Annotated in this window: 20 protein-coding genes; 11 read left to right on the forward strand and 9 right to left on the reverse strand. The window is 36.5% G+C overall.

Translation table 11 applies throughout. The features are described 5' to 3' along the window. Positions 1-431: 431 nt before the first annotated feature. Both FG384_RS18370 and FG384_RS18375 read right to left on the reverse strand, forming a co-directional pair. On the reverse strand, positions 432-980 hold the full coding sequence (locus FG384_RS18370; RefSeq protein ID WP_142644145.1) for an RNA polymerase sigma factor: 549 nt from the start codon (positions 978-980) through the stop codon (positions 432-434). A gap of 127 nt (positions 981-1,107) precedes the next feature. Then, entirely contained in the window at positions 1,108-2,370 is a 1,263-nt protein-coding gene (locus FG384_RS18375; protein ID WP_338101361.1) for a hemolysin family protein, read from the reverse strand. Positions 2,371-2,504: 134 nt separating this feature from the next. On the opposite strand from FG384_RS18375, the gene FG384_RS18380 reads away from it, so the two are divergent. The 3 genes from FG384_RS18380 to FG384_RS18390 are packed head-to-tail and all read left to right on the forward strand — an operon-like array spanning position 2,505 to position 5,233. After that, complete coding sequence (locus tag FG384_RS18380; protein WP_142644146.1) at positions 2,505-3,902, forward strand: dipeptidase; 1,398 nt, start codon at positions 2,505-2,507, stop codon at positions 3,900-3,902. 59 nt (positions 3,903-3,961) lie between these two features. Continuing rightward, positions 3,962-4,459, forward strand: coding sequence for a GNAT family N-acetyltransferase (locus FG384_RS18385; protein ID WP_142644147.1), 498 nt, complete (start codon positions 3,962-3,964; stop codon positions 4,457-4,459). A 9-nt stretch (positions 4,460-4,468) separates the two neighbouring features. Beyond that, a complete protein-coding gene (locus FG384_RS18390) occupies positions 4,469-5,233 on the forward strand; it encodes a hypothetical protein (RefSeq protein WP_142644148.1) in 765 nt (254 codons plus the stop codon). Between the two features lie 1,026 nt (positions 5,234-6,259). Here FG384_RS18390 and FG384_RS18395 read toward each other — a convergent pair. Together FG384_RS18395 and FG384_RS18400 are read right to left on the reverse strand one after the other, a co-directional pair. Next, positions 6,260-6,832: a nitroreductase family protein gene (locus FG384_RS18395; RefSeq protein ID WP_142644149.1), complete on the reverse strand. Its 573-nt coding sequence runs from the start codon at positions 6,830-6,832 to the stop codon at positions 6,260-6,262. Positions 6,833-6,916: 84 nt separating this feature from the next. Further along, positions 6,917-8,734: a sensor domain-containing diguanylate cyclase gene (locus FG384_RS18400; RefSeq protein WP_142644150.1), complete on the reverse strand. Its 1,818-nt coding sequence runs from the start codon at positions 8,732-8,734 to the stop codon at positions 6,917-6,919. A 51-nt stretch (positions 8,735-8,785) separates the two neighbouring features. Here FG384_RS18400 and FG384_RS18405 point away from each other — a divergent pair, with 51 nt between their 5' ends. Both FG384_RS18405 and FG384_RS18410 read left to right on the forward strand, forming a co-directional pair. Beyond that, complete coding sequence (locus tag FG384_RS18405) at positions 8,786-9,352, forward strand: glycerol-3-phosphate acyltransferase (protein ID WP_142644151.1); 567 nt, start codon at positions 8,786-8,788, stop codon at positions 9,350-9,352. 111 nt (positions 9,353-9,463) lie between these two features. Beyond that, entirely contained in the window at positions 9,464-10,315 is an 852-nt protein-coding gene (locus FG384_RS18410) for a DegV family protein (protein WP_205961824.1), read from the forward strand. A 474-nt stretch (positions 10,316-10,789) separates the two neighbouring features. Here FG384_RS18410 and FG384_RS18415 read toward each other — a convergent pair whose 3' ends face one another. Then, positions 10,790-11,281, reverse strand: coding sequence for an amidase domain-containing protein (locus FG384_RS18415; RefSeq protein ID WP_142644152.1), 492 nt, complete (start codon positions 11,279-11,281; stop codon positions 10,790-10,792). A gap of 282 nt (positions 11,282-11,563) precedes the next feature. On the opposite strand from FG384_RS18415, the gene FG384_RS18420 reads away from it, so the two are divergent. Continuing rightward, positions 11,564-12,586 (forward strand): DUF2804 domain-containing protein, encoded by a 1,023-nt coding sequence (locus tag FG384_RS18420; protein WP_142644153.1) that lies wholly within the window; start codon positions 11,564-11,566, stop codon positions 12,584-12,586. A gap of 216 nt (positions 12,587-12,802) precedes the next feature. Here the strand turns inward: FG384_RS18420 and FG384_RS18425 are convergent, their stop codons facing one another. Beyond that, entirely contained in the window at positions 12,803-13,843 is a 1,041-nt protein-coding gene (locus FG384_RS18425; protein WP_142644154.1) for an NAD(P)/FAD-dependent oxidoreductase, read from the reverse strand. Positions 13,844-13,966: 123 nt separating this feature from the next. On the opposite strand from FG384_RS18425, the gene FG384_RS18430 reads away from it, so the two are divergent. From FG384_RS18430 to FG384_RS18445, 4 genes are all read left to right on the forward strand, one after another. Then, positions 13,967-14,758, forward strand: a complete 792-nt coding sequence (locus tag FG384_RS18430) for an ABC transporter ATP-binding protein (RefSeq protein WP_142644155.1) — start codon at positions 13,967-13,969, stop codon at positions 14,756-14,758. Positions 14,759-14,762: 4 nt separating this feature from the next. Then, complete coding sequence (locus FG384_RS18435) at positions 14,763-15,707, forward strand: iron-hydroxamate ABC transporter substrate-binding protein (RefSeq protein WP_142644156.1); 945 nt, start codon at positions 14,763-14,765, stop codon at positions 15,705-15,707. A 201-nt stretch (positions 15,708-15,908) separates the two neighbouring features. Continuing rightward, the gene (locus FG384_RS18440) at positions 15,909-16,907 is read left to right on the forward strand and encodes a FecCD family ABC transporter permease (protein ID WP_142644157.1); all 999 of its coding nucleotides are present in this window, start codon (positions 15,909-15,911) and stop codon (positions 16,905-16,907) included. Next, positions 16,904-17,911: a FecCD family ABC transporter permease gene (locus tag FG384_RS18445; protein WP_142644158.1), complete on the forward strand. Its 1,008-nt coding sequence runs from the start codon at positions 16,904-16,906 to the stop codon at positions 17,909-17,911. The genes FG384_RS18440 and FG384_RS18445 overlap by 4 nt, the downstream gene beginning before the upstream one ends. Before the next feature lie 704 nt (positions 17,912-18,615). Here FG384_RS18445 and FG384_RS18450 read toward each other — a convergent pair. Together FG384_RS18450 and FG384_RS19920 are read right to left on the reverse strand one after the other, a co-directional pair. After that, on the reverse strand, positions 18,616-19,335 hold the full coding sequence (locus tag FG384_RS18450; protein ID WP_142644159.1) for a glycerophosphodiester phosphodiesterase: 720 nt from the start codon (positions 19,333-19,335) through the stop codon (positions 18,616-18,618). 95 nt (positions 19,336-19,430) lie between these two features. Then, positions 19,431-19,598, reverse strand: coding sequence for a hypothetical protein (locus FG384_RS19920; RefSeq protein ID WP_166462488.1), 168 nt, complete (start codon positions 19,596-19,598; stop codon positions 19,431-19,433). 187 nt (positions 19,599-19,785) lie between these two features. Between FG384_RS19920 and FG384_RS18455 the strand changes: the two genes are divergently transcribed. Continuing rightward, positions 19,786-20,979, forward strand: a complete 1,194-nt coding sequence (locus FG384_RS18455) for a GTP-binding protein (RefSeq protein ID WP_142644162.1) — start codon at positions 19,786-19,788, stop codon at positions 20,977-20,979. Positions 20,980-21,593: 614 nt separating this feature from the next. Here the strand turns inward: FG384_RS18455 and FG384_RS20055 are convergent. Beyond that, positions 21,594-21,809, reverse strand: a 216-nt coding sequence (locus FG384_RS20055; RefSeq protein ID WP_205961826.1) for a hypothetical protein, incomplete at its 5' end; no start/stop codon positions are given.

The following is a 21,809-nucleotide window of genomic DNA, read 5'->3' on the forward strand; positions in this document are numbered from 1 at the left end:
TGATTGGATTGGAAGGGGGTACCCCCTTCCAATCCAATCAAATTCATACTTCGAACAGAATCTGTTTGTGATACAAAACAATTGAAGACTTGTAATTAGCATTTTACACAATTATAAGGACTTGACTCATTTGAACAGATATCACCTCGTTAGGCTCGCATACGCTACATTTATGCTCGCATAGAGAACACTTATGCTCGGATAAACACATCACATGCTCGAATTGCTAACATTTGAACGGTTACCACCTCGTTAGGCTCGCATACGCTACATTTATGCTCGCATAGAGAACACTTATGCTCGGTTCTTGCATGGAGAACCGATATGCTCGGATAGACACTCTGCTCGCTCGAACTACAATACCTGAGCCTACTCCCTCCCATAACAACAAAAAAGCTTCAACACAATCAGATGTGAGAAGCTTCTATGTATTAAACTAGTATTAATGAATCCTTCGCTAATTCATCATTCATAATGAGTTCTTTCAAGCGCTGTTTCGCTCTAAACAGGCGTGACTTTACAGTTCCAATAGAAACTTTCATGACTTCTGCAATTTCAATTAATGAAAATTGGTGCACATAAAAGTACATAACTGTCTTTTGATAAATACTATCTAACTCAGAAACTTTGGATCGAATTATTTCGCTTACATCTTCTTTTTCTAACTGCTCTTCTACTGACAATACATCTGATGCAATTAAGTCTAGAATCGATACATCTAATTGCTCTGGTTGATTGGCAATGTATTTGCTGCGTCTCACTTGTTTGCGATAACGATCTCGGAATGTATTCATACAGATAGTTGTTAACCAAGCTTTTACATGGTCGACTTCTTTCATATACGATTCGTATCTTACAACCTTCATCCAAACTTCTTGCATTAAGTCTTCTGCATCTATTTGATTTTTCGTTAATTTCAAACATAAGTAATATATATAACGGTTATATTCTTCATAAATATCTTCTATTTTGACTTGCATGATTTTTCCTCCGCTCGGCTTTTCTTGATACCTATATAATGCCAAATAATTACCTTTCACTCCATCGGATTCTCTTTCAACTTTATTACAAACGTGTAAGAAAGTAAGAAAAGCACAAGAGGAGTATTTAACTCTCTTGTGCTTCAATATGTTCGACTTCTTTTTTGGTAATCGTTAGTTTTACTATGCGGCTACGATCCATTTCATTTACTTCAATAAGTAAATTCTCATAAGAAAACTGCTCTTCTTCCTCTGGGACATGCCCCAACTGGTCTAGTACAAATCCCCCGATTGTTTCATTTTCGTTTAGAATATTTATATTAAATAATTGGTTAACCTCTTCTATTTCTAAACGACCTGCACATATTAGACGACTTTCGGTCATTTCATGTACTAAAATTTCTTCATCGATATCAGTTTCATCTTCAATTTCTTGGCCGATCATTTCTTCGATTAAATCTTCATGTGTCACGATCCCAAGTGTACCCCCATATTCATCTAAAACGATTGCCATATGTTTCTTGTGACTCAACATTAATTTAAATACTTTTTCCACACTTAACGTTTGGACCACAAATAATGGATCTTTATCAATAATCGTTTCTAGCTCCATGGTTGGATCCATCGACCACTCAATCAATTTTTTCGAATAAAACATCCCAACGATTGTATCTAAGCTTTCATCATATACTGGGTACCTTGTGTAAAAATGCTCCAATATCGTCTCACGCACTTCTTCATAAGTAGCTTCTAAAGGTATACCAACGACTTCTGTTCTATGTGTTGAGAGTACGTCTAGTACATCTTTATGTGGAAAATCCAGCATTCCTTTAATTCTTTCTGATTCTTCTTCTTCAAATGTACCGTTTGTAGAAGCTATATCTACCATATTTAATATTTCCTCTTTCGATATAGTTGCTTCTTTTACCGCACCCTTTGAACCTATTCGAATCATCATATTAATCAATTCAGCTATTAAGAATGTGATTGGTCGGAACAGATTTACTAGCAATCGAATAATTGGAGCAACCATATAAGCAATTGTCCCAGAAAACGTTGCGGCAATCGTTTTAGGTAGTACTTCCGCAAATAGAATAACTACTACTGTCAATATGACAACCGACCAAGCAATATTCCACTTATAATTTTCTGCAATAAGGATTAGTAATACAGTCATTGCTATATTAGCGATAGTATTTCCTACTAATATCGTAATAATCATTCGGTCCGGCTTTGATAACAGAACAAGTAATTTTTCAGCTCCCCTGTCACCTTGCTCAGCTCTCAGCTGGACCTTCATCCTGTTAACTGTCATTAATGCAGTTTCACTACCTGATAATAAAAATGAAATAAGTAGTGCAAATCCTAATAGTACAAATTCTATGTACAATTTTTTATCCTCCTAAAATGATAACATCGTTCAAATATTTCTTTTTATTACTATAGCATACTGTCATTTTAGTTGTCACAAAACTTATGCTATACTATTTCTATTCACGAAATTTTTAGAAAAGAGGGATTCTAGTGAGCCAATTTTCAACATTAGATAATTACTTTACAGAAAAACGAGAAGAACATTTAGAGGAATTAAAACAATTCTTACGTATACCAAGTATTTCTTCTTTATCTGAACATAAGGAAGACATGCAAAAAGGTGCACAATGGTTAGCAGATTCCTTATCCAAAGCTGGTTTAGAAAACGTACTTGTAGATAAAACAAATGGCCATCCCGTAGTATATGCAGATTGGTTACATGCAGAAGGCAAACCGACGATGCTAATTTATGGTCATTATGACGTGCAGCCGGTAGACCCATTAAATCTATGGGAATCGGAACCTTTTGAACCACAAGTTCGCGACAATAAACTCTTTGCTCGCGGAGCAAGTGATGATAAAGGGCAAGTATTTATGCATGTGAAAGCAATAGAAGCATTACTGAAAACAGAAAATTCACTTCCTGTAAATGTGAAACTATTAATAGAAGGTGAAGAAGAAGTTGGTAGTCCTAACTTAGAAGCTTATATTGAAGAAAATAAAGAAAAACTTGCTTCTGATGTTATCGTCATTTCTGATACAGGAATGCAAGGTCCAGGGCAACCCGCAGTTTGCTATGGTTTGCGCGGGCTATGTGGTGTACAAATTGACGTAAAAGGTGCTAAAGGTGATCTTCATTCCGGACTATACGGCGGCGGAGTACAAAATTCTATTCATGCACTTGTTTCTATTTTAGATTCTTTCCGTGATGCAGAAGGCACTATTCAAGTAGAAAATTTCTATGAAAATGTACGTCCCCTTCTCGAAGAAGAAAGAGAAGCATATAAAGCGCTTGGTTTTAGTGAAGAAGACTTGAAAAAAGAAATCCAAGTGGATGAGCTTTTCGGTGAAAAAGGCTATTCTCACTTAGAACGTGTTTGGACTCGTCCGACTTTAGAGATTAATGGGGTATTCGGTGGCTTCTCTGGAGAAGGTATTAAAACAGTTTTACCAAGTGAAGCTGGAGCTAAAATCACTTGTCGTTTAGTACCAGATCAAGATCCAGACGAAATCGTAGCAAAACTAAAAGCCCATATCGAAAAGCATAAACCAGCTGGTGTCTCGGTTACACTAACTGAATTCGATAAAGGAAAACCATTCATCACACCAATTGATCACCCTGCTATTCAAGCAGCAGGTCGTAGCTACGAAAAAGTATACAAAGTACCAACAGCATATACTCGTGGTGGAGGGTCCATTCCAATCGTTGCAGCTTTTGATGAAATTCTTGGGTTGCCAGTAGTGTTAATGGGCTTTGGATTATCAACTGAGAACTTCCATGCTCCAAACGAACACTTCCATTTAGAAAACTTTGATCAAGGTCTACGAGTGATCGGTGACTATTACTACGAACTAGCAGAACTATCAAAAGATGAACTAAAAAAATAATTCAAATCAAACACATGGAATAACACTTTCCATGTGTTTTTTTCAAAGGAAGGATCCACTTGAAAATTAGAGAAGTTACACCTGCAGATGCTGAAAAATTGGTTGCGCTAATCAATCAAGTAGAAGTAGAGTCACCTTATATGCTGATGGAACCTGGCGAAAGAAAGATGACACCTGAAAGTCAACGTTTAAGTTTAGAACAAATGGAAAAAGAAAGTAACTCCACAATTTTTGTTGCAGAAGAAAAGGAGGAACTGGTTGGCTACTTAATCGTCATAGGTGGAAAAGCAAAACGAAAGAAACATACTGCTTACTTAGTAATTGGAATTATAGAAAAGTTTAGAGGGCAAGGAATTGGTACTAAACTATTCCAGCAGTTAGACGATTGGGCCGCTATTCACCAAATACAGCGACTAGAATTGACGGTAGTAACGGAAAACACAATAGGAGTTGCTTTGTATAAAAAGATGGGATTTGAGTCGGAAGGAATCAAACGAAAATCACTTCTTGTAAACGGTAAATGGTTAGACGAGTATTATATGTCAAAACTCAGATAAGGATGAAAAATGAGGCTAAGTGTAAGTAGTTTCATATTTAGAAAGTTACTCGCGACGTTTGTTGCTACCCTAATAGCCTCCATTGCCTTCGTCACATTTGCCTTACTCAATAGTACATCTGCAATAAAATATAATGTTGGTGAATACTTTATTGGGCTAGTAACGATTTACTTTTTGTATATGGGAGTCATTATTCTACTATATGGGAACATCGTATCTATATGCATAGATTTTTTGCAAAGTAGATGGTTTAAACACCATGATTGGCTATATGTTTTACTTCACGGTTTATTTGGATTGGGTTTTGGGATATTAGATCAAAACTGGATAAACCCCATATATGCTACAGCAGCTGCTTTACTATTCGCAATTATATTTAAATGGGTAAGCAAAAGATGGATAGAAGGCAAGAGTATAAGATTATTTATTCTCTTACCTATTATTGCACTTCCATTATTTTGGGGATATTTTCAGTTTACCTCCCCTCCCACGCCGCCTTTTACTAAAGAAGATGCTATTATATTTGCTACATCTTCTAGTGATAATAAGTTTCCAAAATACATCGGAAAATGGCAAGGAACGATTGATGGTTTTGAAGTCGAAAGAGAAACGAGCATTAAACAAATTGCACATGAAAAATATATTGTTACCTTTACAGAAAGTTGGCAAAAAGGATATATCAAAGGCACTTGTTTTTCCTCTTACATGATCGAACGATATATTCTCTCTGCATATGAAAGCGGAGGACGCACACCTCCATATCAATCCTATTGAGTTTAAGTGGGTATTAAAGGGATTACTTTGTAGAAGTAATGTATTTCACTTAATAAGAAAAACCGAGCAAAAGACGCCCGGTCCTTTTTATGAAGAGTAACCCTAGAAATACCGTTGATTTCCGCTACGGCGGACGCTTTTCGCGGGCATGGCTTCAGTCTCCTCGTCACTGCAAAAACATGTGCTCCTGCGGTTACTCGTCGCAAAGACACTGGCCAAATAAAGTTCGGCCAGTGTCTTTCCTGCGGGGCCTTATGCTCATGCACCTGCCGCTTCGCTTTCGGTGCAGAAACATCTGCTATTCCCGCAGAAGTCGCCGCCTGCGCTCTCATCAACTAGTATGGATCTATTCATAATTGCAGCTGTTTATAAATAGAATGACGATTATTTGAATCGTGAGCGAAACAAAGATAGCATGACTACTGCTTTTACTCTGTTTCTAAAAAAGAAAAACTTGCTCAAAAGATTCTACTCATTGCTGAATGTCTACAATTATCAGTATAAAATGCAGAAGTAAGTACTCCGTAAAATCAATAAATAAACGGAACATGATTACATTCTTCCAAACTAGATGGATTTCGTTACAAGCGGCCATTCCTGCAGGATAGGCGTTAGTCGAAGACACGCTACCTGTGCGAGGAGGCTATTGAAAAACTCGAATTAGTATTTTTGTAGGAACTATTTGCTGTATTTATTTAAGATAATTTAGCGCGACGCATGAGACTCCTGCGGGAAAGCGAGACAGACGAGACCCCGCACGAAGGAGGAGGCTCGTCGCTCGCCCGCGGAAAGCGAATGCCAAAGCGATAAATTCTCATAACGACTATTTGATAGAAAATTTATTAGAATAACACTTTTTCAGTGGCCTCGAAGCGAGGAGGCTAAGGCAACGCCCGCGGAAAGCCTCCCTTGTAACGGAATCCTTTGACAAATGACCATGATTACTGTGTTCATGACATATCAACTTTTTATACTTTCTTATCTTTCGAAAAAAAGGGCTATCTCATATAGAGATAGCCCTTTGTTTTATTCACCAAAGATGGTAATTAATTCATCTATATTTTTGCGTGGTTTAGGTTTTGGCATTTCATCGAAATATCCTACTTGTAGCATACTAATGATGCGTTCTCCTGTTTTAGCGCCAAGTGCTTCACGGAATTTAGGATTATCTAAAAAGCCAGGTGTTTTCCAACAAGAACCTATTCCTCTATCCCAAGCAAGCAATTGCACATTTTGAATAAGCATGCTTGCTGCAGCATAGTCTTCTAATCGTTCTTTTTGACGTGCATCTTCAGGTACAATTACAAATACATAACCACCTGGTGTCATATATTTTTTCATTTGTTTTTCTAGTTCTTCTTCAGAAAGATCTTTCCATTTCGGAATTCCAAACTCTTTTAAAACACTATATAATTCTTCTAGCTCTTTTCCACATGCAATAACAAAGCGCCATGGTTCTCTTAGCTGATGATTTGGTGCCCATACAGCGTCTTCTAGTATCGATAGCAAATTTTCTCTTTCCACAGGCTGTCCGTTAAATACTTTTATTGATCGTCGTTGAATAATCGCGTCGCGTACTGTTAATGCGTGATCTATCATTTTACGAAAACTCCCTTTTAAATAAACGTGAATGAATACTAACATCATACCAATTAATTATTTATTTTAAAAGTCTTGCTTTTCTCACAAGAGTGTTAATCGATTTTTGCCATTTTCTTTCGACTGATAAAGTGCTCTATCTGCTCGCTCTATCAATTCTTCTTTTCGTATAAATTCATGTTGCTCGGTAGAAGAAATTCCCATACTAATTGTCACATATAAATCATCCATTCCGATCGGAACTTTTTGTTCCTCTACTAATAAACGTATCTCTTCCGCAAAACCTACTGCATCACGTATCGTTGTGTTAGGAAGAACAACTACAAATTCTTCTCCCCCGTATCTTGCAATAAATGTTTTTCCATTACACATTTCTTTTACAAACTGAGTATACTCTTTTAATACTTCATCCCCAGCTAAATGCCCGTTAAAATCGTTGTACATTTTAAAGTTATCAACGTCTATCATTATTAGTGAAAGTGGTTTTTTGTTTGAAATTGCCTCTTCAAAGTATTTATCCATATATTCATCAAAGTATCTTCGATTATAAATACCTGTTAAACCGTCTACTAAAGTTAGTCGTTTTAATTCATCATTCTTTTGTTTCAATTCTTCTGTTCTTTCTTCTATTTTTTCATCTAAAGATGCATTCAACTTTTGCAAATCGATTGATAGTTTCTTAGACTCATCAAATTTACGAGCATAATCTTTACTTAGGTTAATTGATTGTACTATTACATACCAAAAGAAGCCTATAATAGTTAATGGAATGGTATGAATTAAGTTTAGGGATAATAACATATCATTGATTACCAAAATAAAGAACAATAGATTAGCAAATATATTGACAAGTGCAGTAGGTCGTTTTCTTCTATACGCTAAAATAAGGATATATAAGATATAGACCATATAAATTCCAATTATTATTAATATATAATGTAATATTGGAAGATAAAAAATCGGCTCTGTGAAAAGAGTAATTAGGATCGCTACGATTGAAGCTATTACCCCAAATACAACAGGTGCTTTCTTCGTCTCACTAGGATACATCGTTCGTACTAATAATACATAAAATAGGAATAATAGGTACACACAAATAATTTCGAAGCGATGACCCCAAATCCAATCTATCGATGGGAATATATTATTTATATAATACGGTGATTTTAATATAGAAAAAATGGAGATTAAAATACTTATTAACCCAAAATAGAAGAATACTTTTTCTTCTCTTCTAAAGAAATAGATGAACAGCTCATAAACTCCCATTGCCAGAATGGAGCCAATTATAAACATTGTATACGCCAATGTAGTTGCGGAGTTTTTCGTTACTTGCTCGGTCGTTCCTAGATAAATTGGTTCTGTTGCTCCACCTATCGGATGTACAAAGTTAGAAATATGTAGAACAATATGTATTTCATTATTTCGTGGTGTAAAATATACTAGACGATTGGAATACTTAGGATCACTCGTCTCTAAACTAGTTCCTACGTAACCATTAGAAGCAACCCTTACACCATCTACTAAAAGTGTATAGGATGTACTTTGGTTTGTAGTTGTAATCGCCAATGTATTTCCTACTTTCTCTTTTGGCAAAATAACTTTTAAGTAATAAGTTCCATATCCAAAAGAAGTTCCTACAACATCTTTCCATCCAGTAGGGAGGAGTACATTTGCTTGATCATTCACTTGAAGTCTTTTTCTAATTTCATTTTCAGAAAGTAATTCTTTCCAAAAAAACTTCCACTCGCCATTTAATTGAATTAACTTATGACTTGCGAAATCTTCCTGTGTAATTATTAACTCTCCATTTTTTGCGTTGTTATTTGGTGGATTATTTTCTTGGCAGGATGATAGTAGAAATAATATAGGTATTAATAGTAATAATAAACGTAGTTTCAAGCTCTGCTCCCTTTCTCTACTCTTAATGTCAATCTAGTTGAGGTGATATAATTGTATCTATATTGGATTATTAGTTATATAGTTGGTACTTTTCTTACCGCATGGTGGGTAGGAAAATGGAAAAATACTGATTTACGTCAAGCACGAAGTGGAAATTTAGGAGCAAGAAATGCTGGTGCAGTTCTCGGAAAGTCTGCATTTTTTCTAACCTTTTTCGGCGATGCACTAAAGGGCGCAATTATGATATATATCGGCATTTATTATAATTTTTCATTTGTAATTATTGGAACAGGCGGATTGTTCGTTATTCTAGGGCACCTTTTTCCTTTTTGGTTAAAGTTTAAGGGCGGTAAAGGGATTGCTACTTTTATAGGAGTCGCACTTGCTTTTAACCATTTGCTATTTGGCATAATGGCTATATTTTTTATTGTCTTAATTGGAATCTTAAGAAGTGCTACCTTGAGTATGGTTTTAGCTTTTCTAGCATACGCTTTCATATGCTGGACGAATTCCGCATTTTATAGTGCTTGGCCTCTAACTATTGCCATCATCATTATACTTATTCGTCATCGATTGGATATTAAACAATCTTGGGATGAAATCTGGTGGAGAAGATAGTATAGATATTATCAAAAATATAACACTTCCCTATTCTAACAAAGCGAATACTATTATGTATTGTGCTATAATTATTATCATTTAAATAATTTATTGAATAGGATGTATACAATGACTATGAAAAAAATTGCATGGGTAGTAGATAGTAGTGCTTATGTGAATACACTTCTAAAAAACCATCCCGATGTTTATGTTATACCACTTAACATTCATTTTGGGCAGCAACAGTTTATTGACGGTGTTGATTTAACTTCGGAACAATTATACGAAAAACTTCGTGTTGAAACAGAATCTATTAAAACGTCTCAACCATCCGCTGGGGAATTTGCGGAACTTTATAAAAAACTAAGCCTAGATTATGAATCGATTATTGCAATTCACGTTTCGAATAGTTTAAGCGGGACAATATCAGCTTCGATGAATGGTGCCCAAATCGCCCAAGTGCATATGGAATGTGTGGACTCTCTATCATTATCTGCTGGGATTACAGGATTAGTTGAAAAAGGCCTCATTTTGGAGAAGCAAGGATTAGTGTTTGACGAAATAGTTGCTACATTGAGATTGGAAGCAACGAAATTTCGAAACTATATTTTAATTGGTAATTTAACGAGACTTTATAAAAGTGGACGATTAAGCAGTGTTCAATTTTATCTTGGAAATCTATTAAAAATAAAACCAATAATTCAAATTAATAATAAAGGTCAATTACAAGAACTAGATAAAGTTCGATCACAAAAAAAAGCAATACAGTATTTGATTAATAAGGTAGTAGAGTCTGCTGAACAAGATGGTGTCAATTTGGTATATATTATGCATGCCAATGCATTGGAGCAAGCGGAAAGTTTAAAAGAGGCCATTCAACTACAGGCACCGAATGTCGAGTTGTCTATAGGAGAAATTAGCACCTCCTTAGCAGTTCATGCAGGCGAAGATACAATTGCAGTCCTGTGGTATTTACCGTAAATAAGAAAAGCACAAGCGCCATTTAAGTGTGCATCTTCTCTTCATCTTTTCTACCGTGCTTTGGACAGCATGTCGACCATCTTATTAACGGATAAGCTTTAAGAGGGACGGGAAGTGGCAAGCCACTTCCCGTCCCTCTTTTTCGGTAATCCTATGGCTGTCGTCCGTCGCTCGCTTGAAACGGTTGAAGTCAAGTTGCTTTTGCTTTGGGTTAACGAAAGAATTAATACTATCTACCTAGAAAGTGTACTGAAAAACTGTCTGTTTTTTAAGGTAAATACTTTTTTATTTCTTGAAAATCGTTGAAAAAGTCGACACTCCTGCGGGAATAGCGTTAGTCGAAGACCCCGCAGCGAAGCGAGGAGGCTGAGGCAACGCCCGCGGAAAGGGAACCGTTTCAACGATTTTCTTATTTATTGGGATATTGGAATGCCATTCACATGTGGTTCTCAACATGAATATTTTATATACTCTTTAAGAAAAATTGTCTTTTACATGAAAAAATATATATCTTGTACTTGGTGTATGCGCATAAGAATCATCATAGCTCCAAAACCGATTTTGACTATTATTTGTATGTGCATTCACATAAGGCATTCCACCTTGAATACTTGTCACAATCGTCGAATGGTCAAACCTTCCATCCCCTTCAAAATCATAGAAAATTAGATCTCCTTGTATAAGCTTTGTAGGAGAGTCTACTTGAGTCGCTTGTAATCCGATTGTAGATCCAGCCAAATACCATCTTAACGAATGTGGTGTACTCCAACTAAGGCTCCACGTATTGTTCCCTAACCACCATCCCTTTTCCCTATTTGGCTTCCCTCTCATTGGAGCCCCACCAGCCAACAAGCATTGTGAAACATAATTTGTACAATCAACGTCAAATACTGGAAACGCAGGATTATAACTATTCCACCATTTTTGCGCGTAAGCTACCGCAGCGGAGCGATTATATACCGCCAAATTTCCACCTCCCTCTATTTTGTTTATATGATTTCAATGAAAATATATGCTAGTATTGATTCAATGAATATCCTTTTTTCAAACTTTACTCATTAGAAAAGTGAAAGACCGTTTTTCCTTTAAGAGAATGATGATTCCGAATAGAAGCCTCCCAAAATTAAAAGGTCTGCTATTTTTTAGAGTAAGTACATGCAAAAACCAATCGGCTTGAACCTGAAGTTTAGACAGAAACTGAGAAGAAAAGCTTTTTCTTTCTTACCAGTTTAGAAAGGAAGATCACGAATGCCACAACATGCAGAAAAAGAAATTACAGTACCAACTTTGCTTTGCGATGAAAAAGGTAATTTGAATCCTAAAGCTATCGGATATGCAAAAAAGCCAATTATTGAAAGCAATTTAAAAGGTCACTATATGCGAAAGAAAAAGTGGAATTATTGGTGTGTATTTGGGGATGAGATACTTTTTTCTGCAACGATCAGTCATTTAGATTATGCTGCAGTTTGTTTTGTCTACTTTTTAAATTATGAAACACAACGTTATGTGGAGAAGACAGTTACTATTCCGTTAGGAAGTAGAGTGAAAATGCCTACACATATTTTAGAAAGTGTACGTCTACATTCAAAGGAAATGTCTATTCAATTGTTGTATATTCAAAATGAGACCCATATGACTGTTACTATTCCTGACTTCGATGGAGATTTGCTACATGCTGACTTACATATTTCGCATCCTATAGAAGACGAGTCTCTAAATGTTGTTATACCTTGGAGCCGTACACAATTTCAATTTACTGCGAAGCATCATTTATTACCAACTACCGGATTCGTGAAAATTGGTGATGCGCGTTACTCTTTTCAAACTGAAGATAATTTCTCTGTACTCGATTATGGTAGAGGTATTTGGCCACGGGAAGCATTATGGAATTGGGGTTTTGCTTCTCAGCGTGTTGGTTCCAAAAGAATTGGATTAAATTTTGGTGGCAAATGGACGGATGGAACAGGAATGACGGAAAATGCCATTTTTGTAGATGGTAAAATAACAAAGATTCACGAGGATTTATTGTTTTCTTATAACTCAAATGACTTCATGCTGCCTTGGACTATCAAAACAAAATTTTCAAATGAAGTAAATCTAACATTTACTCCTTTCTTCCACCGAGTCGCGAAAACAGATGCAAAGCTTATCTCTTCGGAAGTAAACCAAATGATGGGCTATTACAACGGTAAAATTCAATTAGAAAATGGCCCTACCCTGCAGATTCAGCAGCTATTAGGCTGTATTGAAGAACATAAAGCTAAATGGTGAATAGCTTTATTGTCGTATGTGCAGAAGTCTGAACGTTACAGGCCAACAAATCCTTAAGAAAAATAAAATAAAGGTTGTCTCCAAAATGTTTTATTCTTGGAGGCAACCTTTTTATCTTTTTCACTCATTCCATTTCCGATTTCATCGGATTAGTTGAAATATACAACAATTAAAATGGTAATACATAGTCTTTAGTAGGAAAACGATTATTCTGCCTTAGACTAATTGTTTAATCAACACTTTATTTCTCTCTTTGAACACCTCATTATGAGAAGAGACCATTGCAACTTTACTTGCATCTGGTTGAATATATTGTTTTGCTCTGTTGACTGCATTTGCTGCATCATGAAAAGTACCTGCTATTAAATGCAACTTACCTGGATGATGTAAAATATCACCTGCAGCATAAACACCCTCTACAGAGGATTCACTCATGCTATTTCCGTCAACATAAAAATTCTCTGCTATCGCAATGTCTATTTCACTATTCTTTAGAAGATCAGCATCTTGCTCGTATCCATGATTAATAACAACCTCATCTATAGCTAAATAGGATACTTCTCCCGTTTCATTGTTCGTTAATGCTACTCGCTCAATTACATCATGATCTTCACTTGCAATTAGTTTTGAAATTGTCGTGTTAAAGTAGCATGTAATAGAACTATCTAATAGCTGTGACACTTGGGCTTCATGTCCATTCAATGAATCTTTTCTGTATGTTAAATAAACTTTTTTTGCAATTGGTTCTAGCTCATTTGCCCAGTCTATTGCCGCATTTCCACCACCTGAAATGATAATTGTTTTATCTTTAAAGCGTTTCAGCGATTTTACTGTGTAATTTAAGTTACTTACTTCGAATCGTTCAGCACCTTCTATTTCAAGCTTTAATGGATTTAAAATTCCACTTCCAACAGCTATAATAATCGTTTTTGAATAATGTTTTTGTCCGGATGCAGTATGAAGTATGAAGATTCCTTTCTCATCGCGAGCAACAGACTCTACTTTCTCATTCAGTACTACTTCAGGACCGAAAGTTAAGCCTTGCTGTACTAATTGAGTTATTAATTTTTCACCAGAAATAGGTGTCTGTCCCCCTATATCCCAGATCATCTTCTCCGGATAAACGTGTATTTTACCACCCAATTGTGGTTGATATTCAATAATCTTTGTTTTCATTTCTCTTAAACCACTATAGAAAGCAGAATACAGTCCAGCTGGACCTCCACCAATAATCGTAACATCATAAATATTTGGCATTTTATTAATCTCCTGTCCAAAAAGTTTTTGTTGACTTTGAACTGTAACTTAAATATAGTAACATATGTGACAATGATAATCGTTATCATTTATATTTGCAACTATTAGTTTGGAGGTTCTATTATGGTTCGCCTTTATACAGATGATTTGTCCATTGGCTATGGAGAGCGACTTATTGTAAATGAATTGTCGGTCCAAATACCTGACCAAAAGATCACTACGATTATCGGTCCTAATGGTTGTGGTAAATCTACTTTGCTTAAAGCTATTACTCGTATTATTTCGCATCAGTCTGGTTCTGTTATTTTAGACGGTCAAAATGTGGCAAAAGAAAATACGAAACAGCTTGCAAAAAAGATGGCTATTTTACCGCAAACCCCCGAGAGCGCAAGTGGCTTAACAGTTGGTGAACTTGTCTCTTATGGTAGATTTCCTTATCAAACAGGCTTTGGACGCCTAACGAAAAAGGATTATGAAGTTGTCGAGTGGGCACTTGAGGTTACGGGTACAAAGGATTTCAAATATCACCCGGTGGCTGCTCTATCAGGTGGACAACGTCAGCGTGTTTGGATTGCAATGGCTCTAGCGCAAGAAACAGAAATTATTTTTTTAGATGAACCAACGACCTATTTAGATATGGCTCATCAGTTAGAAGTACTTGAGCTTTTACAGAAACTCAATCGTGAAGAAAAACGAACTATCGTAATGGTTTTACATGATCTTAACCAAGCTGCGCGATTTGCCGACTATATTGTTGCATTAAAGGCTGGGCAAATTGTCAAAGCAGGCAATTGCGAAGAAGTTATTACGCAAGAAGTCTTACAAGATGTGTTCAATATCAATGCGGAGATCGGTACTGATCCAAGAACAAATAAACCTATGTGTATTACATACAATTTACTAAGAGGAGAATAACGAAATGAAGAAATTTCTATTACCAATATTATTTTTATTTGTACTAATTTTAGGTGCTTGTAATAGTCAATCTACTGATACTAAAACTAGCAAAGAATCTAACGCAGGAAAAGAATCTAACGCAGGAAAAGAAGAAGCTACAACTATTACTTATCAATCAGAGGAAGGCCCAATTGAAGTTCCTGCAGATCCACAACGTGTAGTTGTTGTATCCTCTTTCGCAGGTAATGTTGCTGCACTTGGAGTTAATTTAGTCGGGGTCGATTCTTGGTCTAAAAAAAACCCACGATATGATAGCTTTTTAAAAGATGTGGAAGAAGTATCTGATGAAAATTTAGAGAAAATTATTGAACTAGATCCAGATTTAATTATTGGACTTTCTTCCGTACAAAATTTAGATAAGTTAAAAGAAATTGCACCTACCGTAACATTTACTTATGGTAAAGTAGATTATTTAACACAGCATCTAGAGATAGGAAAACTATTAAATAAAGAAAAAGAAGCACAAGATTGGATTAATGACTTTAAAAAACGCACGAAGTCTGCTGGAGAAGAAATTAAAGCTGCTATTGGTGAAGATGCTACCGTATCAGTAATCGAAAACTTTGACAAACAATTATATGTATATGGTAATAACTGGGGTCGCGGAACTGAAATTCTTTATCAAGCAATGGGCTTAAAAATGCCTAAAAAAGTAGAAGAAACGGCTTTAGCTCCTGGATATTATGCATTGTCGTTAGAAGTACTTCCTGAATTTGCAGGAGATTATGTAATTTTAAGTAAATCAGCAGCTACAGACAACTCATTCCAAGATACAGAAACTTATAAAAATATTCCTGCTGTAAAAAATAATCGAGTTTTTGAAGCTACAATGGAAGAGTTTTACTTCAACGATCCACTTACATTAGATTATCAGCTTGAATTCTTCAAAGAAAACTTTATCAATTAAGCCTCGGCGTAATTGCGTCCAGATTTTGAATTGAGCTTGCTCAATTAACTCCTTTCAAAATCTGTGACATCCGCCGGAGGCTTTAACTTTATTCAGCAGAGGTTAGAACTTCTGCTGAATAAAGTTAAACAGCAAATAATGGTCGAGGAGGAATTCGAGTCTAGGATTCCTCCCTTCTTTATTATAGAAAGGAAACGAACGATGAAAACTTCTATTCGTTTTAGTATAAAGTTCATAATCGGATTATTTTTACTCTTTGCTATGTTTATCGTTGCAATGATTTTCGGAGCAGCCGAAACCTCGATTCAAGATGTATGGAACGCTTTATTTTCTGATTTGAAAAGTGATCAAATAAATATACTTCGTGAAATTCGTTTTCCTAGAGAAGTTGGAGCTATCGTTGTTGGAGCTGCGCTTGCTGTATCAGGAGCTATTATGCAAGGCATTACAAGGAATCCTCTTGCTGATCCTGGCTTACTAGGGCTTACATCAGGAGCAAATGCTGCACTCGCGGTAACGTTAGCATTTCTTCCTACAACAAACTATTTAGGAATCACTGTTGCCTGCTTTATTGGTGCTGCAGTAGGTGCCATTATGGTATTTAGTATTGGTGCAATAAAAAAAGGAGGATTTTCTCCTTTACGAATTGTACTTGCTGGAGCGGCAGTATCTGCGTTTTTGTATGCAATCGCAGATGGAGTAGGAATTTTCTTCAAAATTTCAAAGGATGTCTCGATGTGGACAGCTGGAGGTCTAATCGGAACAAATTGGAGTCAGCTGAATATTATTATACCTTTTATAAGTATTGGTATCCTAATCGCTCTATTGCTTTCAAGACAGCTTACTATATTAAGCTTAAATGAGGAAGTTGCTGTTGGACTGGGTCAGAAAACGGTTCAAATAAAAACAATTCTATTTATTGTCGTAATATTACTGGCTGGAGCATCTGTTGCACTTGTTGGTAATATGGCGTTCGTCGGATTAATGGTGCCGCATATCGTCCGAGCTATCGTTGGTACTGATTATCGTTTTATAATTCCAATGTCTATCGTTGTAGGAGCCATTCTCATGCTGATCGCAGATACACTTGGAAGAACAATTAACATACCTTATGAAACGCCGGTCGCAGCAATTATTGCGATAATGGGATTACCTTTCTTCCTACTTATTGTTCGCAAAGGAGGAGGCGCATTCCAATGATTCAAACGGAACTCATTAGAAAACAGCGAATTATTCTTGTAATTTTATTTGTTCTATTGCTGGCTACTGTTATTATTAGTGCTGGAGTTGGATATTCTACTTTATCATTTGATCGTCTCATACCTACATTGCTTGGAAATGGTACTTTTAAAGAAGAGTTCGTGTTATTTTCTGTTCGTTTACCAAGGATTATTATTACAATTCTTGCTGGGATGGCATTAGCGCTATCTGGTGCAATTTTGCAAGGCATTACACGTAATGACTTAGCTGATCCAGGTATTATCGGTATTAACTCTGGTGCCGGCGTCGCAATCTCTTTATTTTTCTTATATTTCCCTATCCAACCGGGATCGTTTGTATATTTGCTCCCTTTTGTTGCATTTATCGGAGCTTTACTTACTGCATTCTTTATCTACATAATGGCTTATAACCGAAAAGTCGGGTTACAACCAGTACGTTTGGTTCTTGTCGGGGTTGGATTTTCAATGGCACTATCAGGATTAATGATTGTACTTATCTCATCGGCTGAGCGTCAAAAAGTTGACTTTATTGCCAAATGGATAGCAGGAAATATTTGGGGTGCAGATTGGCCATTTATTTTAGCTCTTCTTCCATGGCTTATTGTCTTAATACCGTTCACTTTTTATAAAGCAAATAAATTAAATCTACTTGGTTTAAGTGAGCCTGTCGCTGTTGGTGTTGGTGTATCTATTGAGAAAGAACGAATTGTTCTTTTACTTGCTGCTGTTGCTCTTGCAGCTTCAGCTGTATCTGTTACAGGTGGCATTGCATTTATAGGATTGATGGCACCTCATATTGCAAAATCATTAGTAGGTCCAAGACATCAATTGTTTTTACCCGTCGCTATTTTAATCGGCGGTTGGCTATTACTCTTTGCAGATACAATAGGTAGAAATGTGGTAGAACCAAATGGCATTCCAGCAGGAGTGATGGTTTCATTACTAGGGGCACCATATTTTATGTACTTGTTGCTGAAAAAATAAGAAAAGTTCATCTTGTCTTCATCGTTTCTAGCGTCTTTGGACAGCATGTCGGCCATCTTATTACCGGATAAGTTTTAAGAGGGACGGGAAGTGGCCAGCCACTTCCCATCCCTCTTTTTCGGTAATCCTATGGCTGTCATTTGTCCGTCGCCCACTTGAAACGGTTGGAGTCAGGTGGCTTTTGCTTAAGGTTAATGAAATAATAGAAACTATCTACCTGGAGAGCGGCGCCCGAAGATACAATTTCGGGGCGCTCTTCGCTTCTCAATATAGAGATGCTGCTTATTTTTTCAAGTATTAATGTCGAAAACATTTGGACAAAAATGAGGGCGATGAAAAACTTGAAACTAGTACTTTTATAGGAACTATTTAGTGTATCCTTTTTTTATATAGAAGAATTTAACGCGGCGGTATGAGACTCCTGCGGGAAAGCGAATGCCAAAGCGCTATATTCTCGTAGCGGCAATTTGTTAGAAAATTTATTGGAATGACACTCTTTCAGCGCCCTTACAAGTCTTTTCTAATCCTAGTAAAAGTACTATAAACACTGGGTTCATTGTCCTTTACCAATTCCCGAGTTCTCTGTACTGCACATCCACTACACTATTAACGTTTGTTTTAGAGGAGCTGGAAGTGACTGCGTCTCTTATAGCAAAAGGATGTCTCACCAGTCATACAAATGTTGACTAATGGGACATCCTTTTTCATTTGTTTAAACACATATACATTCGTTCGGGGAAATCTGTAAAAATCGCGTGAACTCCTACTTGTTTTAGCATATCTGCATAACTTTCTTCATTCACAGTAAACACTCTAAGCACTTTTCCACTATCAATTGCCTCTTTCCCCATTGGTCTTAGGGCTGTTGGAAAATAGGCATGTAGAGAATCAGCTCCAACTAATCTCGCATATTCATGAGGGGCAATCATTACTTCCATAAATAAAATAGCTGTTTCTATGTGGGGAGCAAGCTTCTTAAAATTACTCACCATTTCATGATTAAAAGAAGATATAACTACGCGTTCCTCTAATCTATATTCCTTAAGCATTTGTAATACTTTCGTTTCCATCCCTTCATAGGGAAAAATGTCCGACTTCAATTCAATATTAATATGATGATGAGTATCTTTAAAAACGTATAATACTTCTCTTAATGTAGGAATTGTTTCCCCTCTAAATTTTGCAGAGTACCATGAACCGAAGTCATAATTTTTAAGTTCTGTCAGTGTCATATCCTTTATAAACCCTTGTCCATTGGATGTACGATTAATAGATTCATCATGTATGACAACAAGTTCCCCATCCTTCGTCATATGGACGTCAAACTCTACACCATGTATCGGAAGAACTGCAGCTGCTTTAAATGCAGCTATCGTATTTTCTGGATGCGTACCCGAGGAACCTCTATGCGCATAAACTTTCAATTTAAGCCCTCCTATTTATTCGCTTTACTTCTACTCATTATAACCCGTTGAATACTAAAAAACGTCATCTCCATCTGGAAATGACGCACGATGAACTAATCCCTAGGGGGGATAGGAATATATTTTAATTTTGGTGGTCGTGCTTTTTTTAAGATCATCCATTGCAAAGTAGTTTGTACTTTCTGTCTAGCATGTGTGAACGTTAAAGTATTCAACCGTTTACTCGAAACTTTCATTGTTACATTGTGTTCATTTAAACCCAATAGTATCTCTCCTTTTCGATTGAACGATCTTCTTATCATTCATCTTATAGGAATATTATGAAAATAATATGGATGTTATGTTTAGAGTTTGTAAAAGTTATTCCTTTTCTGCTTGCAATCTAAATTGCTATCGTTTAATATTTAAATCGTAATAATTACGTTTTAGAAAAGAGGAATTTTTATGGACATACAATCTCAAATTCCAGTAACAGTACTAAGTGGCTATCTTGGAGCTGGAAAAACAACGGTACTAAATTATCTACTTTCCAATAAAGACGGAAAGAAAGTAGCTGTCATCGTGAATGATATGAGTGAAATAAATATAGATTCACAACTTATTCAAGATGGCGGTTTCTCAAGAACTGAAGAAAAACTAGTGGAACTTACTAACGGTTGTATTTGCTGTACACTCCGAGAGGATTTAATGATTGAAGTAGAAAAGTTAGCAAAGCAAGGAGATATCGATTATATCGTCATTGAATCAACCGGAATCTCTGAACCAATCCCTGTTGCTCAAACATTTACATATATTGATGAAGAAGTAGGTATTGACCTTTCTAAGTATTGTCGATTAGATGCAATGATAACTGTAGTTGATGCATTTCGTTTTTGGACAGATTATGAAAGTGGAGAAACTCTACTTGATCGAAAACAAACGGATGATGAGCATGATCAAAGAGACGTCTCGGATCTATTAATCGATCAAATAGAGTTTGCAGACATTTTACTTGTTTCCAAAACAGATTTAGTAACAGCCGAGTACACGGAAGCTTTTCAAGCGTTCTTGCAAAAAATGAATCCAGAAGCTGAGATTCACCTTATCGAAAATGGTGTTATAGATACTTCTGTAATACTGAGTCGTCACTTATTTGATTTTGAAAAAGCTTCGAGTGGAGCTGGATGGATAAAAGAGTTAAACGAAGAACATGTTCCGGAAACAGAGGAATACGGAATCAGTTCATTTGTTTACAAAAGAAAAAAACCGTTTCATCCAAAAAGATGGGAACAATGGTTAAGCCAATTCCCTCAAGAAATTGTCCGAGCTAAAGGATTCTTTTGGCTAGCATCCAGAAATAATATGGCCGGTTTAATATCACAAGCCGGAGCTTCTATACAATTTCAAGGTGCTGGATATTGGATTGCTACTCTCCCAAAAGTGCAGCAACAGCAAATTTTCGCAGAAGATTGTTCCGTTTCAAGTAGATGGGATGATACTTACGGTGACCGTCAAACGGAAATCGTATTTATAGGAATGGACATGAGTAGATTAGAAATAGAGTCTAGTTTAGATTGCTGTCTATTAACAGATGAGGAAATGCTTTTGGACTGGTCCTTATTAGAAGATTCACTCCCCCCTTTTGTTAGTGCGAATAAACTGTAGAACCTTTTATATGAATCAACCAAATCTAAATGGATTTGGTCAGTGCTACTACACACTATTACCTTTAGAAACTTGGATGTCCTAAAAGTCATTGAAAGTGACTTTTGAAAATAGCACATTCCTATTTAATCGTTCCTATTGTTTTCCGAAGTATGCACTCGCTTTCCGCGGACGAACTGCCAAGCCTCCTCGCTCGCATCTCGAGGGCACTAAAAAACTGTCATTCAAAAAAATTATCTATCAAATAGTCGCTATAAGAATTTAGCGCTTTGGCACTCGCTTTCCGCGGGCGAGCGACGAGCCTCCTCCTACGCTTCGCTTCGTGAGGGTCTCGTCTGTCTCGCTTTCCCGCAGGAGTCTCATGCGTCGCGGTAAATTCTCTTAAATTAAATACAGCAAATAGTTCCTACAAAAATAATAATTCGAGTTTTTCAGTGGCCTCAGTACTGTCTATTTTTAGATTAGTCGAAGACCCCGCAGCACAGCGAGGAGACTGAGGCAACGCCCGCGGAAAGGGAGCCCTTTCAACGATTTTCTTATGTATTGGAATATTCGACAACCTCATCTGGCAGACTTTTCAGTGCCCTTCGTACCTCGAGGGCACTAAAAACTGTCTATTTGTAGAATAAGTACTTTTTCATTTTCAGAAAATAGTTGAAAAAAGGCGACACTCCAGCGGGAATAGCGTTAGTCGAAGACCCAGCAGCGAAGCGAGGAGGCTGAGGCAACGCCCGCGGAAAGGGAGGGCACTGAAAAACCTTAGCTTTTAATTTTTTTATATACTCGCCATCAAAAAAGACAATTTTTCGTTCGATTTTGAACGAAAAATT

Source organism: Psychrobacillus vulpis, assembly GCF_006861825.1.
GTDB classification, from domain to species: Bacteria; Bacillota; Bacilli; order Bacillales_A; family Planococcaceae; genus Psychrobacillus; species Psychrobacillus vulpis.

What these genes read in the sequence shown, in the direction of transcription:
- FG384_RS18390 (WP_142644148.1), top strand. Translation starts at nt 4,469, where the DNA reads ATGAGGCTAAGTGTAAGTAGTTTCATATTTAGAAAGTTACTCGCGACG.
- FG384_RS18395 (WP_142644149.1), bottom strand. Translation starts at nt 6,832, where the DNA reads ATGATAGATCACGCATTAACAGTACGCGACGCGATTATTCAACGACGA.
- FG384_RS18370 (WP_142644145.1), bottom strand. Translation starts at nt 980, where the DNA reads ATGCAAGTCAAAATAGAAGATATTTATGAAGAATATAACCGTTATATA.
- FG384_RS18440 (WP_142644157.1), top strand. Translation starts at nt 15,909, where the DNA reads ATGAAAACTTCTATTCGTTTTAGTATAAAGTTCATAATCGGATTATTT.
- FG384_RS18410 (WP_205961824.1), top strand. Translation starts at nt 9,464, where the DNA reads ATGACTATGAAAAAAATTGCATGGGTAGTAGATAGTAGTGCTTATGTG.
- FG384_RS18425 (WP_142644154.1), bottom strand. Translation starts at nt 13,843, where the DNA reads ATGCCAAATATTTATGATGTTACGATTATTGGTGGAGGTCCAGCTGGA.
- FG384_RS18445 (WP_142644158.1), top strand. Translation starts at nt 16,904, where the DNA reads ATGATTCAAACGGAACTCATTAGAAAACAGCGAATTATTCTTGTAATT.
- FG384_RS18435 (WP_142644156.1), top strand. Translation starts at nt 14,763, where the DNA reads ATGAAGAAATTTCTATTACCAATATTATTTTTATTTGTACTAATTTTA.
- FG384_RS18420 (WP_142644153.1), top strand. Translation starts at nt 11,564, where the DNA reads ATGCCACAACATGCAGAAAAAGAAATTACAGTACCAACTTTGCTTTGC.
- FG384_RS18430 (WP_142644155.1), top strand. Translation starts at nt 13,967, where the DNA reads ATGGTTCGCCTTTATACAGATGATTTGTCCATTGGCTATGGAGAGCGA.